Source organism: Pseudomonas sp. AM8, assembly GCF_036346475.1.
GTDB lineage: Bacteria > Pseudomonadota > Gammaproteobacteria > Pseudomonadales > Pseudomonadaceae > Aquipseudomonas > Aquipseudomonas marginalis.
The window spans coordinates 49,613-65,823 of the sequence record NZ_JAOTNX010000005.1; the positions used below are offsets into that span (position 1 = coordinate 49,613).

Sequence of the window (16,211 nt, forward strand, 5' to 3'; positions counted from 1 at the left end):
CCCGGGTTTTCACGGTGGATTACCACCTTCCAGGCCGCCTCCCACACACCCTGCATTGTGTAATACGCTGCTGGTCCAACCCTGTAGGCAACCGAGCGGACGCACCGATGAAGATTGCAAGGCAAGTGGCGCCATGACCCAGTTCTATGACGCACGTGGCAACATTTACGGGGTCGCCAGCCCGGCGTTCCTACGACAGCGGGGTATCGAGGTGCCCGACAGCGCGGCGCAGGCCGCGAGGACTCGCGAGGCTTGGGCTGCATCGGCCATAAGGTCTGAATGCGAGTGGGGCTCGACGCCGCGCCCGGCCAATGCCAAGGCCCACCGCTGCGATGGCTTGCTGGTGGGCCCGTTCCAGGCCGAGCCGCCGTTTGACCTGTTGATCGTGAACACCGACGGCTCCCTGGCCGAGCGCAGTGGCAATGGGGTGACGATTTTTGCCCAGGCGCTTACTGACCAGGGCTTGATGACCGAGGCCTGTGATTTGCGCGTGCATCATGACCAGCCTGACGGGGTGTCGCCGTTGGTGACTCGGGTCGAACCTGCCGTCTATGAGCACCGCTCTGGATTCTGGCTGGCATTGGGGTTGCCCGGGTTCGGGCCGTCGGCCGTGGGTGCTCAGGGGGTTGAGCAGGTGTTCCAAGGCGACATTGAACTGAGCCATGTGAAGGCGTTGGCGGCAATCAACCCACAGTGGGCGCACAGTCAGTTTGTGCGTGTGGGCAATCCTCATTGTGTGACCCTGGTCGAACACATGTCAGCCTTGCCGGACAATCTGCAGATGCAACAGCCAGCGCTGTTCGAACCGTTGCAGGCGATTGCCTTCGCCCCCCCGGCAGGAAGCGGCGAGCCATGCTTGGCCGGAGTCAATTTGCAATGGGTCGCCAGGCAATCCGGCAACCGGGTGGTTGCCCGGGTGTTCGAGCGGGGAGAGGGCCCCACGGCGTCCTCCGGCACCAGCGCCAGTGCCGTGGCCTGTGCGGCGTGGCGAGCGGGTTGGGTTGAGGGAGGTGAAGTCGCGGTGGTGATGCCGGGTGGCACTGCGCCGGTACGTTTGCACACCCAGGTCGATACGCTGCTGAGCGTCAGTCTGTTCGGGACTGCACGGCCTCGGACATGAAGTCTTTTGAGCAGTTGACGCCCTGAGTGGGTGTCAGCTGTTTCGCTATTAATTAATTGATCAGATAAAAGTTGGTGTAGGGCATTTCTTATGTTTGAGAAGTGGCTCATTGGCTTGATTTATTATTTTGTAAAAGACACTTCAATCTCAGTCGTACGAAACTTCTTTTTTATTTTTTGGGGGCCGATTTTTTCCTGGATACGCTAAGCTTCAAGGCGTTCAGGCGCTTTTCCTCGGCAACTTATTTCATGTTTGGCGGGGGAGGTATCTCAGTCCGGTAATAACTATCGATATTGGCGGGTAACAACGGATGGTTAACGCGTTTGTTTCGTCACGTTTCAAATTAATCCTTCCAGGCATAAAGACTGACTTTCAAGTACTGGCGTTCAACGGTCAGGAGGTGCTTGATCAGCCGTTTTTCATCCAGGTGCAGGTGGTCAGCGAAAACCCTTCACTGGACCTGGAGTCACTGCTCCACCAGCCTGCCTACCTGGTTTTTGGCGATGCCAATGAAGGCCTGCACGGGCAGGTTTACGCGATTGGCCGCGATGATCCCGGGCGGCGGCTCACCCGTTATCACCTGACGTTGGCGCCGCATCTCGCCTACCTTGCCCATCGACGCGACCAGCGGATTTTCCAGCAGCGCAGTGTTCCGCAGATCATCGCGGCAGTCCTCGAACACCACGGCATCCTGGCCGACCGCTATGCCTTTGAGTTGGGGCCGGTGGTCTACCCGCCGCGGACGTTCTGCGTGCAATACGCGGAAACCGACCTGCATTTCATCCAGCGGCTGTGTGAAGAGGAGGGCATTCACTACCACTTCCGTCACAGCGAGCACCAGCATGTGCTGGTGTTTGGCGACGACCAGACCGTGTTCCACCGCCTGCCTGCGCAGCGTTATTCAGCTGCCGGCGGGCCGCTGGCCGAGACACGGGTTATCCAGCGTTTCGACGTACGCCTGGCGACCCGCAGCCAGCAAACGGTGCGTCGTGATCATGACTTCGAGCATCCGTCCTTATGTCTGCAAGACACCGCGGGTTCTGCCTCAGCGCAACCCCTTGAGGACTACCGCTACCCGGCGGGGTTTACCGGCCATGCACGGGGGGCTCGCCTGGCTCGCAGGGGGTTGGAGCGCCTTCAGATCGGCGGATATCGGGCATTGGGCAGGAGCGACCAAGCGGTGCTGCGCAGTGGGCATTTTCTTGAGCTGCACGACCATCCGGATCCGGCCTGCAATGATTTATGGTTGATCACTTCGGTCCGTCACGAGGGTTATCAACCGCAGGTGCTGGAGGATGGGACAGGTGAGGTGGATGCATTCCAGGGGTATCGCAACCGTTTCACCGCGACACCCTGGAGTGCGCCGTATCGACCCCCTCTCAAGCACCCCAAGCCGACCATCCACGGCACCCAGACCGCCACGGTGACCGGGCCTGCCGACGAGGAGGTGCATTGCGATGCATACGGCCGGGTAAAAGTACGGTTTCACTGGGACCGACTGGACAAGAGCGATGACACAAGCAGTTGTTGGGTGCGGGTGGCATCGGGTTGGGCCGGAGACGGGTTTGGCGCAACGATGATCCCGCGGGTGGGTATGGAAGTGCTGGTGACATTCCTGGAGGGCGACCCGGACCAACCATTGATCAACGGTTGCCTGGCCAATGCGTTGCACATGCCGACCTATTCCTTGCCGCAACACAAGACCCGCAGCGTCTTGCGCAGTCGCAGCACCCCGGGCGGAGGCGGCGGCAACGAATTGCACCTGGAAGACCGCCGTGGCAAGGAGCTCATCTACCTTCGTGCCCAGCGGGACCTGGAGCAGCAGGTGGGGCATGACAGTCGCCTGGAAGTGGCCGGTGAGCGGCGTGAAATCATTCGAGGGTTAAGTACGGCGCACCTGGAAAGCGAGGAGCATCGTCACGTCACCGGTGACCGCAAGGTTGTGCTCAAGGCCAGCGATCATCTGGACGTGCAGGGCGACAGCCGGACCTATGTCGGGCAAACCCTGGTGATTGAAGCCGGGCAACAGGTGCATCTCAAGGCCGGCGCCAGCCTGGTGATCGACGCGGGCGTACAACTGAGTTTCAAGGCCGGCGGAGAGCACCTGGTGATCCAGGCAGGCGGCATTTTCAGCAGTCGGCCCATCACCCTCGGTGGAACCCCGTCCGCGACCGGGTCTGCGAACGCCCTGTTGGTTGCGCAGAGCCCGAAAATCTCCGCCACACAGGGCGCCATCATGCACTTGGCCAGGCAACTGGATGCGGACTTCTGCCCGCTATGCGAGGACTGCCGCGAAGGCCTCTGCACTGTCGGCGGGAGGGCAGCCTGATGGAAAACCTTCCAAGCCGATGGATGAGCCAACAGCAACAGGCGGGGCACAGGCTGTGCCTGATGCTTGAGGGGAATAACGCAGCGTGCCAGCCAATGTTGGCGGCACGCGGTTTTCCGGCGTACTGCCACCTCTACGCACAAACCCCACTGGCGGAAATGGCCACGGCTGGCCCCGTGATCCTGTTGCTGGATCAGGTAGGAGAGCCCGCGCTGCTCGATCTTCTGCAAGAACCAGAGATGAATTGGGGCTGGCTGGGCAGTTTGCAAAATGCGGACCTGACGGACATGTCCCGGCATTGGCGCGACCGGCTGCTGGTCGGACCGGAGAATAACCGGACGCTGTACCGCCTTCACGACAATCGTACGTTGGCGCGCGCACTGAACCATCTGGGCCTTGAACACTGGCCAGCATTCCTCGGCCCACTGATCAGTGTGTGCTACTGGCATGAAGGCAGTTGGCACTGTGGCGACAACCCTGCCCCCGGTGACTATCCGGTGCCCGAGCCAGCCCCCTGGCTGAACACGCCCAACCCGAATGCCAGCGCCATCCTGCACGCCAATATCCTGCGTTACCTGCTGGCTGAACGCAGTGAAGACCTGGCGGCATTGGTTGAATTCCAAGACCCCAGGGTCTGGCTGACCCAAGTGTTGGAACAGGCTAGCAGTTGGCGATGGAGCCAGCCGCAACAGCTGGAGTTTCTGGTCGTGCGACGGCTGGAAGAGGCCACCCGCAGCAGTGTGATTCGTTGGCAACCGACGCTTGGAGAAACACCGCAGGATCACTTTGAACGAGTTAAGCAGCAGTGGCACATGTTGGAGAACAAGGATGAGTAAGCGTGTATGGGGCGTGCTGCTTGCACTGGCGATGGCGGGACTTTCGGGGTGCGCGATGAAACCGGTTGATCGCTTTACGTTGGAGGTGGATTTACCGGGGGAGTTTAAACTTAAAACTGCCGCCAACTATGGGCCTGCAACAGGTGAGACCTGCACCTTGCCAAGGCGCCGAGGCAAGAGGCCGGAGCGGAAGGTCTTTTTTACCGAGTACAAGCCGGTGGCGAGTCGTGCGAGTTATGAGTTGCCTCTGAGTGAGACGGTACAGGGGTGTCCGTTGGTGCTGCGAAGTGTGGATTTTGATCTTTATGCGAAGTGGGGCAAGCGGGATTCGGACGTTGGGGGGGATATAGGGGGGATTTCCATTCGGGATCTTCTGGAGGGGGATCGGCCAGGAATGCCGGAGTCGGGAGTTAAGGAGCTGTCTTGGCAGTGTCAGTGGTTGTTTCGGACTGCAGGGCGGAAGCACGTAATCATAAAGGTCCTTAAATGTGGATATTTGAGTGACAGTGGGGCGCTATCTAACGCTGGTACGAGAGGTGGTTTGCTGCGAGATGAACTGGGAGGACAAAAGGTACTGATAAAAGTAGGACTCAATCCCGAAGAGCGACCTTACATGGGCGATAACTGGATTCGTTTTCCTGGTGGGTGGAAGCGTTGTCTAGGGACGGATTTTGATGATCTTTATGCGTTCTGTAACGGGAATACTACCGACTTCAAGCCCATCACAATGCCCGATGGGCGTATATGCGACATCTATCCAACTTGTACTGAATAAGGATATCCAGGCATGACGATGGAAGAATGGAAGCACCCTTTTTTTGATGAAAGTATGCCTGCTTGCGCATTGCGTGGAGGTTGGCTGAGTTTTTGTCTGGTGGATGAATCAGGTGATGGGAAAGCCTATGGAGGGCTTAGATATGAGGTTGTTGACAGCGCAGGGCAGCGGTACAAAGGCCATTTGAATGGAGAAGGGTTTGCACGGTTGGAGGGGCAGTGTCGCGGTCCTGTCGTGCTGGTTTTAGATGCTCCATATGAGGCGGGGAGGGGCTACTATTCAACATTGCAGCAGCGAGACAGCTATCCATTACCGATCACCGATCTTCAAGTCCGAGCTGAACAAACCCGTTTTTCAAGCGTCGATGGTCGGCGAACTGAAAGCAATCCAGGACGACAGAGCTCAGATCGGTTTTACCAAGTTGAAGTAAGCGATCTGGTTCGCCATATCGCCCATCTTCCCCCCGTGGAAAAAACACCCCACCGCCCCCAGCGCCACGCATTAAAAATGATGGCCGACCTGGGCTTTGGCCCGCCCCAGCCAACCTTATCGGGTATCGTGCTGTTCCCCAGCCAGCATACCGTTCTCGAAGTCCGACCGCTGCGAGCCTTGCGCCCGATGCTCTCCACTGAAGATGAGTTCTGTGCTTTGAACCTGTATCAGTTGGCTTTGTTTGCAGCGTTGAGTTACTGCGATTTTGGGCAGGAACCCTCAAAGAAACCCGTTGATAAAGTCCATTTCCCGCTGGACCCCAGCGTTGGGAATCTGTTTGGCAAGCAACTGTCTGGATACCGTGAAGCCTGGCGAGTTGATCCCGAGCAAACCCGGCGATTTTTCCCTCTTTATGAAGATGTCCCTTATTCCAGGCGCTTCGAAATCCTGCCCTTCGACCCTGAGTTGTACCTGCAAAATCGCCCGGAGTTGGGCGAGAAACAGGAACATCCCGCAAGCTTGCACTTCTTTGATGACGAAAAAGACGGCACTGACACCCAGGCGTTCATCACCCATCACGATGAGGTGATCCTGATTTCAGTGCGCGGAACGTTCAGCACGGCCGACGCACTACGGGATGCAAACGCCCATCAGGTTGCATTCGCCGACGGGGTCGGCAAGGCACACGAAGGTTTCCATCAGGCTTACCGGGCTGTGCGTGACTTCGTACTGCGTTACCTCAGTCAATTTCACATAGGCCAACGAATAGTCATTTGCGGTCATAGCTTGGGCGGCGCAATTGCGTTGTTACTGGCAGAAGCGTTACGTCGTATTCCTGAGCGTAACTACAACATCCTCCTCTACACCTACGGCGCCCCCCGCGCCGCCGATGCCGAGTTCACTGCCGGCGCTTCCACGTTGGTCCACCACCGCATCGTCAACCACAACGACCCGGTCCCCAGCGTCCCGGCCCCTTGGATGAACACCACCGCCAAACTCTGGATCCCCGGTGCCGTCACGCTATTCAGCGCCCCCACGGCCGGGGGCCTGTTGTTCGCCGCCGGCCTGGTACGTATTGGCGGTAACCCCTACCAACACCACGGCGATCAACAGCACTTCATGCCGATCGTGCTCCCGGACGGTACGCATTCGTCCGTGCTGTGGAAGCCGGGCTGCGAGTCCATTGAAGAAGCTGGCCGCAACCGGGCATGGCAAACGCGCGGTGACATGCCCGATCGCGAAGGCCTGATCAAACAGTTGGTGCAATACAAGCAGCATTTCATGACCGCCAGCTACATCCCCGCCGCCTGGGCGACGTTGCGTCGCTGGCAACAAGCCGTGGATAGCAACGGTCCTCTGGTGACCCAACGGGAGTTTGAACTGCTCGACCACGCCCTTGCGACCATGCGCAAGCAACTGCACGACAAGCGGCGTGAACTGACTCGACAGCGCCCGGCCAACGACCGTGCCTATGAATACCATGAGCCGCTGAACGCTGAGATCGACCGCCTGCACACCAGTCGCGAACGCCTGCAAACCCTGCGCTGGCGTCGTCTTGAAGCGCGTGATGTCTACGGCAGCCATAGCCACTCCTCCAACCTGCAACCCAGTCTCAAGCGCTGGTTCCGCCATCGTGAAAACCAGGCGTTGCCTCAGGTCGCGAGCATCCCTCCCGCTGCGCAGAGTGAGCTGGGGAGGGCACAGCCGCTGGATCTCGACTCAATCGTCTGACCTGGGTGCTTAGACAAACTCCACCTGCGCCGGCTGGCGTTTCATCAACACCTTGCCGTGGCGAATCGAGTACAGCGCCAGCCCTTGGCTGCGAATCACCTCGTAGTCGCTGTCGGCCGAGAGGATCAACAGGTTGGCCGGGCGCCCGGCTTCTAGGCCGTAACGGTCACCCAGGGCCATGGCCTTGGCGCTGTTGTCGGTCACCAGGTCGAGGGCGCTTTGCAGGTTGCGGTAGCCGAGCATATGGCAGATGTGCAAACCGGCTTCCAGCACGCGCAGGATGTTGCCGTTGCCCAGCGGGTACCAGGGATCGACGATGGAGTCCTGGCCAAAGCATACGTTCATGCCGGCCTCCAGCAGCTCGTTGACCCGGGTGACACCACGGCGTTTCGGGAAGCTGTCGAAGCGACCCTGCAGGTGGATGCTTTCGGTGGGACAAGAGACGAAGCTGATCCCGGAGTGCCCCAGCAGGCGGAACAGTTTGGCGCAGTAGGCATTGTCGTAGGAACCCATGGCCGTGGTGTGGCTGGCGGTGACGCGGGCGCCCATGTCGCGGCTGCGGGCTTCTTCGGCGAGTACTTCGAGGAAGCGTGAATGCGGGTCGTCGGTTTCGTCGCAGTGCACATCCACCAGGCAGCCGGTGCGTTCGGCCAGGTCCATCAGGAACTTCACCGAACTCACGCCTTGATCGCGGGTGTATTCAAAGTGGGGGATGCCGCCGATCACATCGGCGCCCAGGCGAATGGCTTCTTCCATCAGTTCGCGGCCGTTGCGGTATGACTCGATGCCTTCCTGGGGAAAGGCGACGATTTGCAGGTCGATCAGGTGCGAGCTTTCTTCGCGCACTTGCAGCATGGCCTTGAGCGCCGTGAGGTCGGGGTCGGTGACATCGACATGGGTGCGTACATGCTGGATGCCGTGGGCGGCGAGGGACTGGATGGTCTTTTTGGCGCGGTTCCTGGTGTCTTCCTCGGTGATGGTGGCCTTGCGTTCACCCCAGCACTCGATGCCTTCGAACAGGGTGCCGCTCATGTTCCAGCGTGGTTCGCCGGCGGTGAGGGTGGCATCGAGGTGAATGTGCGGTTCGACGAAGGGCGGTATCACCAGGTTGCCGGCTGCGTCCAGGTCATTGGGCCCCACTGCCGGCGCTGTTGCTTGTGGGGTGATGCTGGCGATCCGGCCATGTTCCAGGTGCAGATCATGCAGGCCTTCACGGTTGCGCAGGCGGGCGTTGATGATGTGCATGGGCAAGTTCCTCTTGGTTGAAAGCAATCAGGCAGACAGCCGCCAGATCATCAGGGCGATGCCGATGTCCAGGCGGTCATAAGCGTTATCCAGTGTCAGACCGCACAGGGCCTCGATGCGCTGGACACGGTGTGTCAGGGTATTGCGGTGCAAGGCCAGGCGTTGGGCGGCAGCCACAAGGTTACCATTCTCGTGAAACCAGGCTTCCAGGGTCGGCATCAGGCTGGGCCCGTGGTGCAGGTCGTGACGCAGCAGCGGGCCCAGGCGTTCATTGAGGAACTGGTCGAGCAGGGCGCGATCACGCACACCGCTGAGCAGCTTGAGCACGCCGAGTTCGTCATACACGCACAGCCCGGCACGCTCGCTGAAGCGTCGTGCCGCCACCAATGCCTGGCGTGCTTCGTCTTGCGCCTGGGCCAGGCGCGCGGGTGGGTGTGCAGCGGCGCTCAGGCCGATAAACAATTTCAGCGGCGCCAGGCGCAGGTTGAGCGGGTTCAGCCAGTTGGCCAGTTGCTGGCGGTTGGCCAAGGCCGTGACGGCATCCGGTGCCGGCAGCAGCAGGGTCCATTGTCCGGCGCGCCCCAGTACCGGCAGTACCGCCGATAATTGACGCAAGCGCCGACTGATACCGTCGTGTTGCCGCGCCAGCTGTGCCTCCACCTGTGCCGCGTCACCCTGGGCAAACAGCAACTCACTGCCTTCCAATTGCAGTTGGGCGACCTGCCAATGCCCGGCCAGTGGCATATTCAATTGCACGGCCCGATGCAGCAGCAAATCCAGGGATTGATAATCCCCGCTCAGCAAGCGCTCCAGCACGTCGTGCCGCGAGCGTCCCAGTTGCTCGGACTGGATCAGCGCCGAACCAATCGCTTGGGTCACCAGCACCATTTTCAGCGAGTAGGGCTGTTCGATCAGCGGCATGCCGGCGGTTTCGGCGGCGTCGAGCAAGCGCTGGGGAATTGCCTGGATATACGCCGCTCCCGTCAGGATCACCAACCCGGCCACTTGGCGCTGGCAGGCTTCGTCCAGCAGTTGCAGGAGGTTGGCCTCATCCCGTGGGTGGTTGATGCCGGTGACGAACACCAATTCACCGCCCAGCACCCACTCGGCGATCCCGCTGTTTTCCGCCACATAAGGCCAACGCACGACGTTATCCAGGGCGGCAGCGCCGGCGCGCAGGCGCATGGATTCCAGCCCCGGCAACGCCAGTACATCCGCAATGGTCAGGCTCATGCCCGGGCATCAGCCAAAGGCACGCGCAGCACGGCGGTGAGCGCGACGTAGGTCAGCGACGCGGCAGCGATGCCCACCAACGGCGCGACCCACGGCGAGTTGAACGCCAGCACGGTACCCACTGCGTACGCCACCAGCCCGGCCCAGTTGAAGGCTGGCAGGCGCGCATCCGCCAGGCGCGGGTAGTGGCCGCGCCAGCGGTAGAAGAAGTCCGCCATGATCACCCCGCCAATCGGCGGAATCACCGTGCCCAGCAGGATCAGGTACGGCACCAGCATGTCGTACATACCCAGCAACGCCAGCAAGGTGCCGATCACCGCACCCGCCAAGGTCACGGTTTTGCGCCGCTTGGTGCGCAGCAGGTTGCAGCCGGCCACGGCGAAGTTGTAGATGGTGTTGTCCTGGGTGCTCCAGATATTGAGCAGTAACATGGCCATTGCCGCCATGGCAAAGCCTTGCAGCAGCAACACTTCGACCACGTCGGGCTGTTGGTAGACGATCGCGCCATAGGCGCCGATCAGCACCATCAAACCATTGCCGATAAAGAACCCGATCAGGCTGGCCAGCACCGCGACCTTGGCCGAGCGGGAAAACCGCGTCCAGTTGGTGGCCTGGGTGGCGCCGCTGACGAACGTGCCGAACACCAGGGTGATCGCCGTGGACAAATCCAGCTCGCCGGTCGGCACCACCGCCAGCAGCCCATCCAGCCCGCCGACTTTCACCGTGGCGACCCACATCGACAGCAACAGCAACAGGCCCATGGCTGGCACCGCGATGTAGGAAAGAATCTCCAGCCCGCGATAGCCCACGTAGGCCGTGGCGCAAAACACCAGGCCGAACAGCACCATCAACGCCAGCACGCTGCCCTGGCTCAGCTCGAAATACTTGCCCAGCACCACGGCCGCCGTGGCGGTGCCCCAGGCGTACCAGCCGATCTGGGTGAACCCGAGGATCAAGTCACTGAGCTTGCTGCCCACCTCGCCAAAGCAGAAGCGGCCCATCAACACCGAGTTCAACCCGCTCTTGAACGCGATGTAACCCAGGCCTGCGGCGTAGATACCCAACAGCAGGTTACCCAAGGCCACCACGCCGAGAATCTCGGTGAAACTGAACGCCACCCCGAGCTTGCCGCCGGCAAACATGGTCGCGGTAAAAAAGGTAAAGCCCAGCAGCACCATGGCGGTCGACGCCAGGCCTTTGCGCGCATGCATGGGGACTTCGCTTAAGGGGTAATCGTTGCCCGGTTCTTGCTGCGTCATGTGCGTGCTCCCTGAATGAGTGACGCAGGCCTGTTGCACCGGGCGTGCCAAATCACCGGCAGTGACAGGCGCACGGTTGTCGCTGTGCACCGTGCACAGTATTTATAGCCAAACAGGCGGGGAACGCAGGCGGGAGTGTTCGTTGTGCCCAGTCGGGCACGAAAGCGGTGCAGCAGTGATACAAATTGGATCAGTCGAACAGCGTCTGCGTGGTCTCGCCGCGATGAAAGGCGAACGCCGCCTCCAGATCACTTTCGATGGTGCGCCCCCGGGACAGCGGCGGCAGCTCGTCCAGGCTGAAAAAGCCCACCTCGGTGGTCTCGGACCCGGCCACCGGCGCCAGTTGATCCACCCGTTCACACAGGAAATACAACTTGTAGAAATCCCGCACATCCGGCCGGTACAGCCCCTTGGCCTTGTGGGTGACGCTATACAGTGCCCGCGCAGTAACGCTCAGCCCGGCTTCCTCGCGAATTTCCTTGATGATGTTTTCCGCCGCCGACAACCCGATATCGGCATAACCACCGGGCAGCGCCCAGCAACCGTCGGTGGCCTCGCGCACCAGCAGAATCCGCTCACCCTCGATCACCGCGCCACGTACGTCGATCATCGGCGTCGAATAGCGCTGGGCGAAATCCGACACCAGCCCGGTGATGCGCTCCAGCGGCACGTTGCCCAGCTGTGCCAGCATGCTGTGGGCAATCTCGGCGATTTCTTCCAGGCGTTCGCGCTCGAAATCATCGGTGCAAAAGTGCAGCCCCGTGGAGGCCAATGCTTGCAAGCGTTTGGCCTGGGCCAGCCAGGTAGTTTCCATGGACATCTCCTCGGTCGCGAAGAAGGGCAAGGGTGGAAGGGTGCTACGGGAGGCACAAAAAAACCACCGCAAGGGTGGTTTTTTAACAGCGCAGGTTTACTCGCCGCGATAGATGCAGCCACTGGTGCAGGTCTCGTGGATGCGGATCGCACTGAGCTCCGGCAGCAGCGGCTTGAGTTCAGTCCAGATCCACTTGGCCAGCACTTCGCTGGTGGGGTTTTCCAGGCCTGGGATGTCATTGAGGTAGTTGTGGTCGAGGCGTTCGTAGAGCGGCTTGAAAATCGCCTTGATCTCCGAGAAGTCACGAATCCAGCCGGTATGGGGATCCAGGTCGCCGCTCAGGTGGATCGCCACCTTGAACGAATGCCCATGCAGGCGCCCGCACTTGTGGCCTTCCGGTACGTGGGGCAGGCGGTGGGCGGACTCGAAGGTAAACTCTTTGAAGATTTCCACAGTATTTTCAGCTCGGTCAGGTATCTGGCAGGCGGCGAGTTTAACAGCTTGATCCCATGCCGCGCATACCGCTGGGTCAAAGCGCCTGCAAGCGCTCGCCCAGGCCACCGTTATCGGCCAGCTGCAGAAACTCATCCCCCAGCCGCCGGCTCTCGCTCATCGCGGTTTGCCAGTACTTGTTGCGGCTCGGGTCGTCGCCCATGAAGCGCTTGAAGTCGCTGCGGTCCGGCAGTTTGCCGTGGGGCAGGCGGGCCAGGTAGTCCCTGGACGGCGCCAGCAGCAACACATCCTGCAAGCCGTGCGGGTTGCTGTGCCGCCATGGCAGGCCCTTGTCAAACCAGCCGGGGATGACCCGGTCGGTGAAGTGCGGGTACAGCACGATGTCGTCGCCGTGGTAGGGCAGGTCGAGGTGGTAGTCCAGCAGGCCGCCGTCGCGGTAAGTGCCGGTGCCGGCTCCGGGCAGGTCGCGCACGCCTTGCATCACCATGGGGATCGACCCGGACGCCAGCAGCGCCTGGCGCAGGTTACCCATGTCCAGCTCAAGAAAGCGCGATGGAAAATCCTTCAGCGGGTGCACCGGCGGTGCCTGGCGCGGGTCGTGGATGATCAGCCGCTCGAAATGCCGCGCCAGCCGCGCACGGCCGCGCAGGTTGTCGGCAATCACCGATGACAGGCCCAAACCCAGGCGCCCACGGTGGTCATCGGCGAGCAGGCCGTGGCTCTTGACCACCATGATGTTCAGCCGGTAGTCGGGGTTGTCCAGCACCCGTGCATCGCGGCCGGCCAGCAGGTCGTCGAGCATGCGCTGGCAGCTGCGGCTGACTTCGGCCATGGTCACGCCTTTGGCAAAGCGTTGTTCGTTGTACAGGCGGCCGAGGTCCAGCAGGCCTTGCACAGGGTCGGGCAGGCAGGCGCTGGCAAACCGCCAGGAACCGATCGATGCGCCGATCAACGCCCGCTCCCGCGGTGCGCGCGGCAGCCAGTCGCCGAACAGCGCCAGGTCCAGGCCCTGGATCCCCAGCGCCTTGGGGCCGCCGGCCGCACCGGGAAGGATGCCGACATCCGCAGGCTTGAGACCCTGTTCGCGAATGTGCGCAAAGGCGCGTTTGCCGGCCTTGAGGGTCAGGGCGGGGAACTTGATATGGATGGCTGTCATACCGGTCTCTGTTGAAGCGAGGTGTAGGCGCAAGCGTGCTCGCGAAAAACGTTAACGATACCGCGTGAGTCCTGAATAAACATCGTAGCCCGTCGCGCCTGCTGGAAATTGCCATGGTGGCAATTCAGTTTCAGTTAAGTTGCAGCCGCTACCGTGGCCGGCGTAGGAAAAACATCGTGTAACGGAGACTCATCATGAAACGCCTCACTGCTCTGGTCGCCGCCGCTATCATCGCCTCCACGGCGACTCAGGCCGGAGCCGTGGACCCCGACAAACCACTGATCGTGCCCGCCACTGTTACAATTGTCGCTTTCGACCAGCTCGAAGCCACAGCTCAGGCCCTGCACCCCGGTTCAACGCTGTTGGACACCGACCTGGACGAGGCTTACGGCAAGTATGTCTATGAAGTCGAACTGCAAGATGCCGACGGCATTGAATGGGAGGTCGAATTGGACGCGCTTACCGGGCAGGTTCTCAAGAATCATCAGGATACGTAATGAAGGTAAATTTACGCGCCGGCAGTCGAGTGGCGTTGGTGCTGGTGGTGTTCTGCTCAGGCTTGCAGGCCCGCGACCTCAACCAGGACGAAGCCTTGGCGCTGCGCCAGCAGGGGGTGATCCTGCCTCTGGAGCAACTGTTGCAGCAGGCCATGGCGCGGTATCCCGGCTCGCGCCTGCTGGAAGCCGAGCTTGAGAAAAAGCACGGCCAATATGCCTACGAAGTGGAACTGGTGACCACCGACGGCGTGGTGCGCGAGATCAAACTCGACGCCACCAACGGTGTACTGATCAAAGATGAGGAAGACTGATGCGCCTGCTCCTGGTGGAAGACAACGTACCCCTGGCCGATGAACTGCTGGCCGGCCTGCAGCGCCAGGGTTATGCCGTCGACTGGCTGGCCGACGGCCGTGACGCCGCGTATCAGGGCCGCAGCGAACCCTACGACCTGATCATCCTCGACCTCGGCCTGCCCGGTTTGCCCGGCCTTGAGGTGCTGGCGCAATGGCGCGCCGCCGCGCTGACCACCCCGGTGTTGATCCTCACCGCCCGCGATTCCTGGGCCGAGCGCATCGAAGGGCTCAAGGCCGGTGCCGACGATTACCTGAGCAAACCGTTTCACCCCGAAGAGCTGCACCTGCGCATCCAGGCGCTGTTGCGCCGCTCCCACGGGCAGGCCAACCAACCCACCTTGCAAGCTGCCGGCCTGCACCTGGACGAAGGCCGCCAGTGCGTGCTGCGCGATGGCGACGAGATCCAACTGACCGCCGCAGAATTTCGCCTGTTGCGCTACTTCATGCTGCACCCCGAACAGATCCTCTCGAAAAGCCACCTGGCCGAGCACCTGTACGACGGCGAGACCGAGCGCGACTCCAACGTGCTGGAAGTGCACGTCAACCACCTGCGCCGCAAACTCGGCCGCAGCGTGATCGAAACCCGGCGCGGCCAGGGTTACCGCTTTGGCGCCAGCCCTGCATGAAGTCGATTCAGCGCCGCCTGAGCCTGGGCCTGATCAGCGTGATGGTGATCGTCGGCGTGGTACTGGCGCAAACCAGCCTGTGGTTGTTCGAGGCCGGTTTGCAACGCTACCTGGAAGCGGGGTTGCGCAACGATGCCGAGAACCTGCTGGTCGCCCTGGTACGCGGGCCCAACGGTGTGCAACTGGATGAGCAGCGCCTGTCGCCGGCCTACCAGCGGCCGTTTTCCGGGCATTATTTCCGTATCGATTTTGCCGACACTCACTGGCGCTCCCGTTCGCTGTGGGACCAGGAATTGCCCCGACTGCCCGAGGCCGGGCTCAAGGGCAACCTGCAATTGGGGCCCGAAGGCCAGCAATTGCTGGTGCTGCGTTCGGACTACAAGCGCTTTGGCCAATCGATTTCCATCAGCGTGGCCCAGGACTACACCCCGGTGCGGGAAAGTTTTCGCCTGATGCGTCGGATCGGCCTGGTGCTGGGGCTGGCGGCACTGCTGCTGGTGTTGTTTTTGCAGCGAGTCACCGTACGTCGCGCCTTGCGCCCGCTGGAAAACGCGCGTAACCAGATCGCCCAACTGCAACAAGGCCAACGCTCGCAACTCGACACCCAGGTGCCGCTGGAACTGGAACCACTGGTCGCCCAGATCAACCACCTGCTGGCCCACACCGAAGACAGTCTCAAACGTTCGCGCAATGCCCTCGGCAACCTTGGGCATGCGCTGAAAACCCCGCTGGCGGTGCTGTTGAGCGCCGCCTCGAGCGAGGCGCTCAAGGATCACCCCGAACTGAGCAAACTGCTGCGCGAACAATTGGAGCAGGTGCAACAACGCCTCAACCGTGAACTCAATCGCGCCCGGCTGGCCGGCGAAACCCTGCCGGGTGCCTTGTTCGACTGTGAACAAGAACTGCCCGGCCTGCTCGCCACGTTGAACATGATCCATGGCGAACACCTGGACCTCAGTTACCACGTCGCGCCGGGTCTGCAACTGCCCTGGGACCGCGAAGACCTGCTGGAGCTGCTCGGCAACCTGCTGGACAACGCCTGCAAATGGGCGGATGCGGAGGTGCGCGTGAGCGTCAGCGAGACGCCGCATGCTTACCTGCTGGCGGTGGAAGATGACGGTCCCGGGATTCCCGAGGCCCAGCGTGACCAGGTCTTCAGCCGCGGTGCACGCCTGGACGAACAGATCGACGGCCATGGCCTGGGGCTGGGGATCGTGCGCGACATTGTCGAGGTGTGGGGCGGGGTGTTGCAGTTGCAGGAGAGCGAGCTGGGCGGGCTCAAGGCACTGATCGAATTGCCACGCCGCCAGATCTGAAAACACCCCCGTAGATACCGTCTTATCCAACACCGC

15 protein-coding genes are annotated in these 16,211 nt (G+C 61.3%); 9 read left to right on the forward strand and 6 right to left on the reverse strand.

Annotated features, from left to right (window positions below; genetic code table 11):
* Positions 1-133: 133 nt before the first annotated feature.
* The 5 genes from V3W40_RS13940 to V3W40_RS13960 all read left to right on the forward strand — a co-directional run bounded on the left by V3W40_RS13940 (position 134) and on the right by V3W40_RS13960 (position 7,223).
* Positions 134-1,120, forward strand: a complete 987-nt coding sequence (locus V3W40_RS13940; protein ID WP_330215172.1) for a diaminopimelate epimerase — start codon at positions 134-136, stop codon at positions 1,118-1,120.
* 310 nt (positions 1,121-1,430) lie between these two features.
* On the forward strand, positions 1,431-3,449 hold the full coding sequence (locus V3W40_RS13945) for a type VI secretion system Vgr family protein (RefSeq protein ID WP_330215173.1): 2,019 nt from the start codon (positions 1,431-1,433) through the stop codon (positions 3,447-3,449).
* The gene (locus V3W40_RS13950; RefSeq protein WP_330215174.1) at positions 3,449-4,285 is read left to right on the forward strand and encodes a DUF4123 domain-containing protein; all 837 of its coding nucleotides are present in this window, start codon (positions 3,449-3,451) and stop codon (positions 4,283-4,285) included. Before V3W40_RS13945 ends, V3W40_RS13950 begins: the two co-directional genes overlap by 1 nt.
* Entirely contained in the window at positions 4,278-5,060 is a 783-nt protein-coding gene (locus tag V3W40_RS13955; protein ID WP_330215175.1) for a hypothetical protein, read from the forward strand. The genes V3W40_RS13950 and V3W40_RS13955 overlap by 8 nt, the downstream gene beginning before the upstream one ends.
* Before the next feature lie 12 nt (positions 5,061-5,072).
* Complete coding sequence (locus tag V3W40_RS13960; protein WP_330215176.1) at positions 5,073-7,223, forward strand: lipase family protein; 2,151 nt, start codon at positions 5,073-5,075, stop codon at positions 7,221-7,223.
* Between the two features lie 9 nt (positions 7,224-7,232).
* Here the strand turns inward: V3W40_RS13960 and codA are convergent, their stop codons facing one another.
* From codA to V3W40_RS13990, 6 genes are all read right to left on the reverse strand, one after another.
* The gene (codA, locus tag V3W40_RS13965) at positions 7,233-8,468 is read right to left on the reverse strand and encodes a cytosine deaminase (RefSeq protein WP_330215177.1); all 1,236 of its coding nucleotides are present in this window, start codon (positions 8,466-8,468) and stop codon (positions 7,233-7,235) included.
* 27 nt (positions 8,469-8,495) lie between these two features.
* The gene (locus V3W40_RS13970; RefSeq protein ID WP_065926933.1) at positions 8,496-9,701 is read right to left on the reverse strand and encodes a PucR family transcriptional regulator; all 1,206 of its coding nucleotides are present in this window, start codon (positions 9,699-9,701) and stop codon (positions 8,496-8,498) included.
* Entirely contained in the window at positions 9,698-10,960 is a 1,263-nt protein-coding gene (gene codB / locus V3W40_RS13975; protein WP_330215178.1) for a cytosine permease, read from the reverse strand. The genes V3W40_RS13970 and codB overlap by 4 nt, the downstream gene beginning before the upstream one ends.
* Before the next feature lie 190 nt (positions 10,961-11,150).
* Positions 11,151-11,774 carry an NUDIX hydrolase gene (locus tag V3W40_RS13980; RefSeq protein WP_330215179.1) on the reverse strand — a complete coding sequence of 208 codons (624 nt, stop codon included), beginning with the start codon at positions 11,772-11,774 and terminating at the stop codon, positions 11,151-11,153.
* A gap of 96 nt (positions 11,775-11,870) precedes the next feature.
* Positions 11,871-12,227: a 6-carboxytetrahydropterin synthase QueD gene (gene queD, locus V3W40_RS13985; protein ID WP_003237990.1), complete on the reverse strand. Its 357-nt coding sequence runs from the start codon at positions 12,225-12,227 to the stop codon at positions 11,871-11,873.
* A 76-nt stretch (positions 12,228-12,303) separates the two neighbouring features.
* Entirely contained in the window at positions 12,304-13,383 is a 1,080-nt protein-coding gene (locus V3W40_RS13990; RefSeq protein WP_330215180.1) for a patatin-like phospholipase family protein, read from the reverse strand.
* 194 nt (positions 13,384-13,577) lie between these two features.
* On the opposite strand from V3W40_RS13990, the gene V3W40_RS13995 reads away from it, so the two are divergent.
* Genes V3W40_RS13995 through V3W40_RS14010 form a run of 4 tightly spaced genes read left to right on the forward strand, consistent with a single transcriptional unit; the run spans position 13,578 to position 16,175 of the window.
* Positions 13,578-13,880, forward strand: a complete 303-nt coding sequence (locus V3W40_RS13995; protein WP_065926937.1) for a PepSY domain-containing protein — start codon at positions 13,578-13,580, stop codon at positions 13,878-13,880.
* Positions 13,880-14,191 (forward strand): PepSY domain-containing protein, encoded by a 312-nt coding sequence (locus V3W40_RS14000; RefSeq protein WP_027603140.1) that lies wholly within the window; start codon positions 13,880-13,882, stop codon positions 14,189-14,191. The genes V3W40_RS13995 and V3W40_RS14000 overlap by 1 nt, the downstream gene beginning before the upstream one ends.
* A complete protein-coding gene (locus V3W40_RS14005) occupies positions 14,191-14,859 on the forward strand; it encodes a response regulator transcription factor (protein ID WP_065926938.1) in 669 nt (222 codons plus the stop codon). Before V3W40_RS14000 ends, V3W40_RS14005 begins: the two co-directional genes overlap by 1 nt.
* Positions 14,856-16,175 (forward strand): sensor histidine kinase, encoded by a 1,320-nt coding sequence (locus tag V3W40_RS14010; protein WP_137212944.1) that lies wholly within the window; start codon positions 14,856-14,858, stop codon positions 16,173-16,175. Before V3W40_RS14005 ends, V3W40_RS14010 begins: the two co-directional genes overlap by 4 nt.
* The last annotated feature ends 36 nt before the right edge of the window (positions 16,176-16,211 follow it).

Coding starts and splice junctions, on each gene's coding strand:
- V3W40_RS13940 (WP_330215172.1), top strand. CDS start 134: ATGACCCAGTTCTATGACGCACGTGGCAACATTTACGGGGTCGCCAGC.
- V3W40_RS13945 (WP_330215173.1), top strand. CDS start 1,431: ATGGTTAACGCGTTTGTTTCGTCACGTTTCAAATTAATCCTTCCAGGC.
- V3W40_RS13950 (WP_330215174.1), top strand. CDS start 3,449: ATGGAAAACCTTCCAAGCCGATGGATGAGCCAACAGCAACAGGCGGGG.
- V3W40_RS13955 (WP_330215175.1), top strand. CDS start 4,278: ATGAGTAAGCGTGTATGGGGCGTGCTGCTTGCACTGGCGATGGCGGGA.
- V3W40_RS13960 (WP_330215176.1), top strand. CDS start 5,073: ATGACGATGGAAGAATGGAAGCACCCTTTTTTTGATGAAAGTATGCCT.
- codA (WP_330215177.1), bottom strand. CDS start 8,468: ATGCACATCATCAACGCCCGCCTGCGCAACCGTGAAGGCCTGCATGAT.
- V3W40_RS13970 (WP_065926933.1), bottom strand. CDS start 9,701: ATGAGCCTGACCATTGCGGATGTACTGGCGTTGCCGGGGCTGGAATCC.
- codB (WP_330215178.1), bottom strand. CDS start 10,960: ATGACGCAGCAAGAACCGGGCAACGATTACCCCTTAAGCGAAGTCCCC.
- V3W40_RS13980 (WP_330215179.1), bottom strand. CDS start 11,774: ATGGAAACTACCTGGCTGGCCCAGGCCAAACGCTTGCAAGCATTGGCC.
- V3W40_RS13990 (WP_330215180.1), bottom strand. CDS start 13,383: ATGACAGCCATCCATATCAAGTTCCCCGCCCTGACCCTCAAGGCCGGC.
- V3W40_RS13995 (WP_065926937.1), top strand. CDS start 13,578: ATGAAACGCCTCACTGCTCTGGTCGCCGCCGCTATCATCGCCTCCACG.
- V3W40_RS14000 (WP_027603140.1), top strand. CDS start 13,880: ATGAAGGTAAATTTACGCGCCGGCAGTCGAGTGGCGTTGGTGCTGGTG.
- V3W40_RS14005 (WP_065926938.1), top strand. CDS start 14,191: ATGCGCCTGCTCCTGGTGGAAGACAACGTACCCCTGGCCGATGAACTG.
- V3W40_RS14010 (WP_137212944.1), top strand. CDS start 14,856: ATGAAGTCGATTCAGCGCCGCCTGAGCCTGGGCCTGATCAGCGTGATG.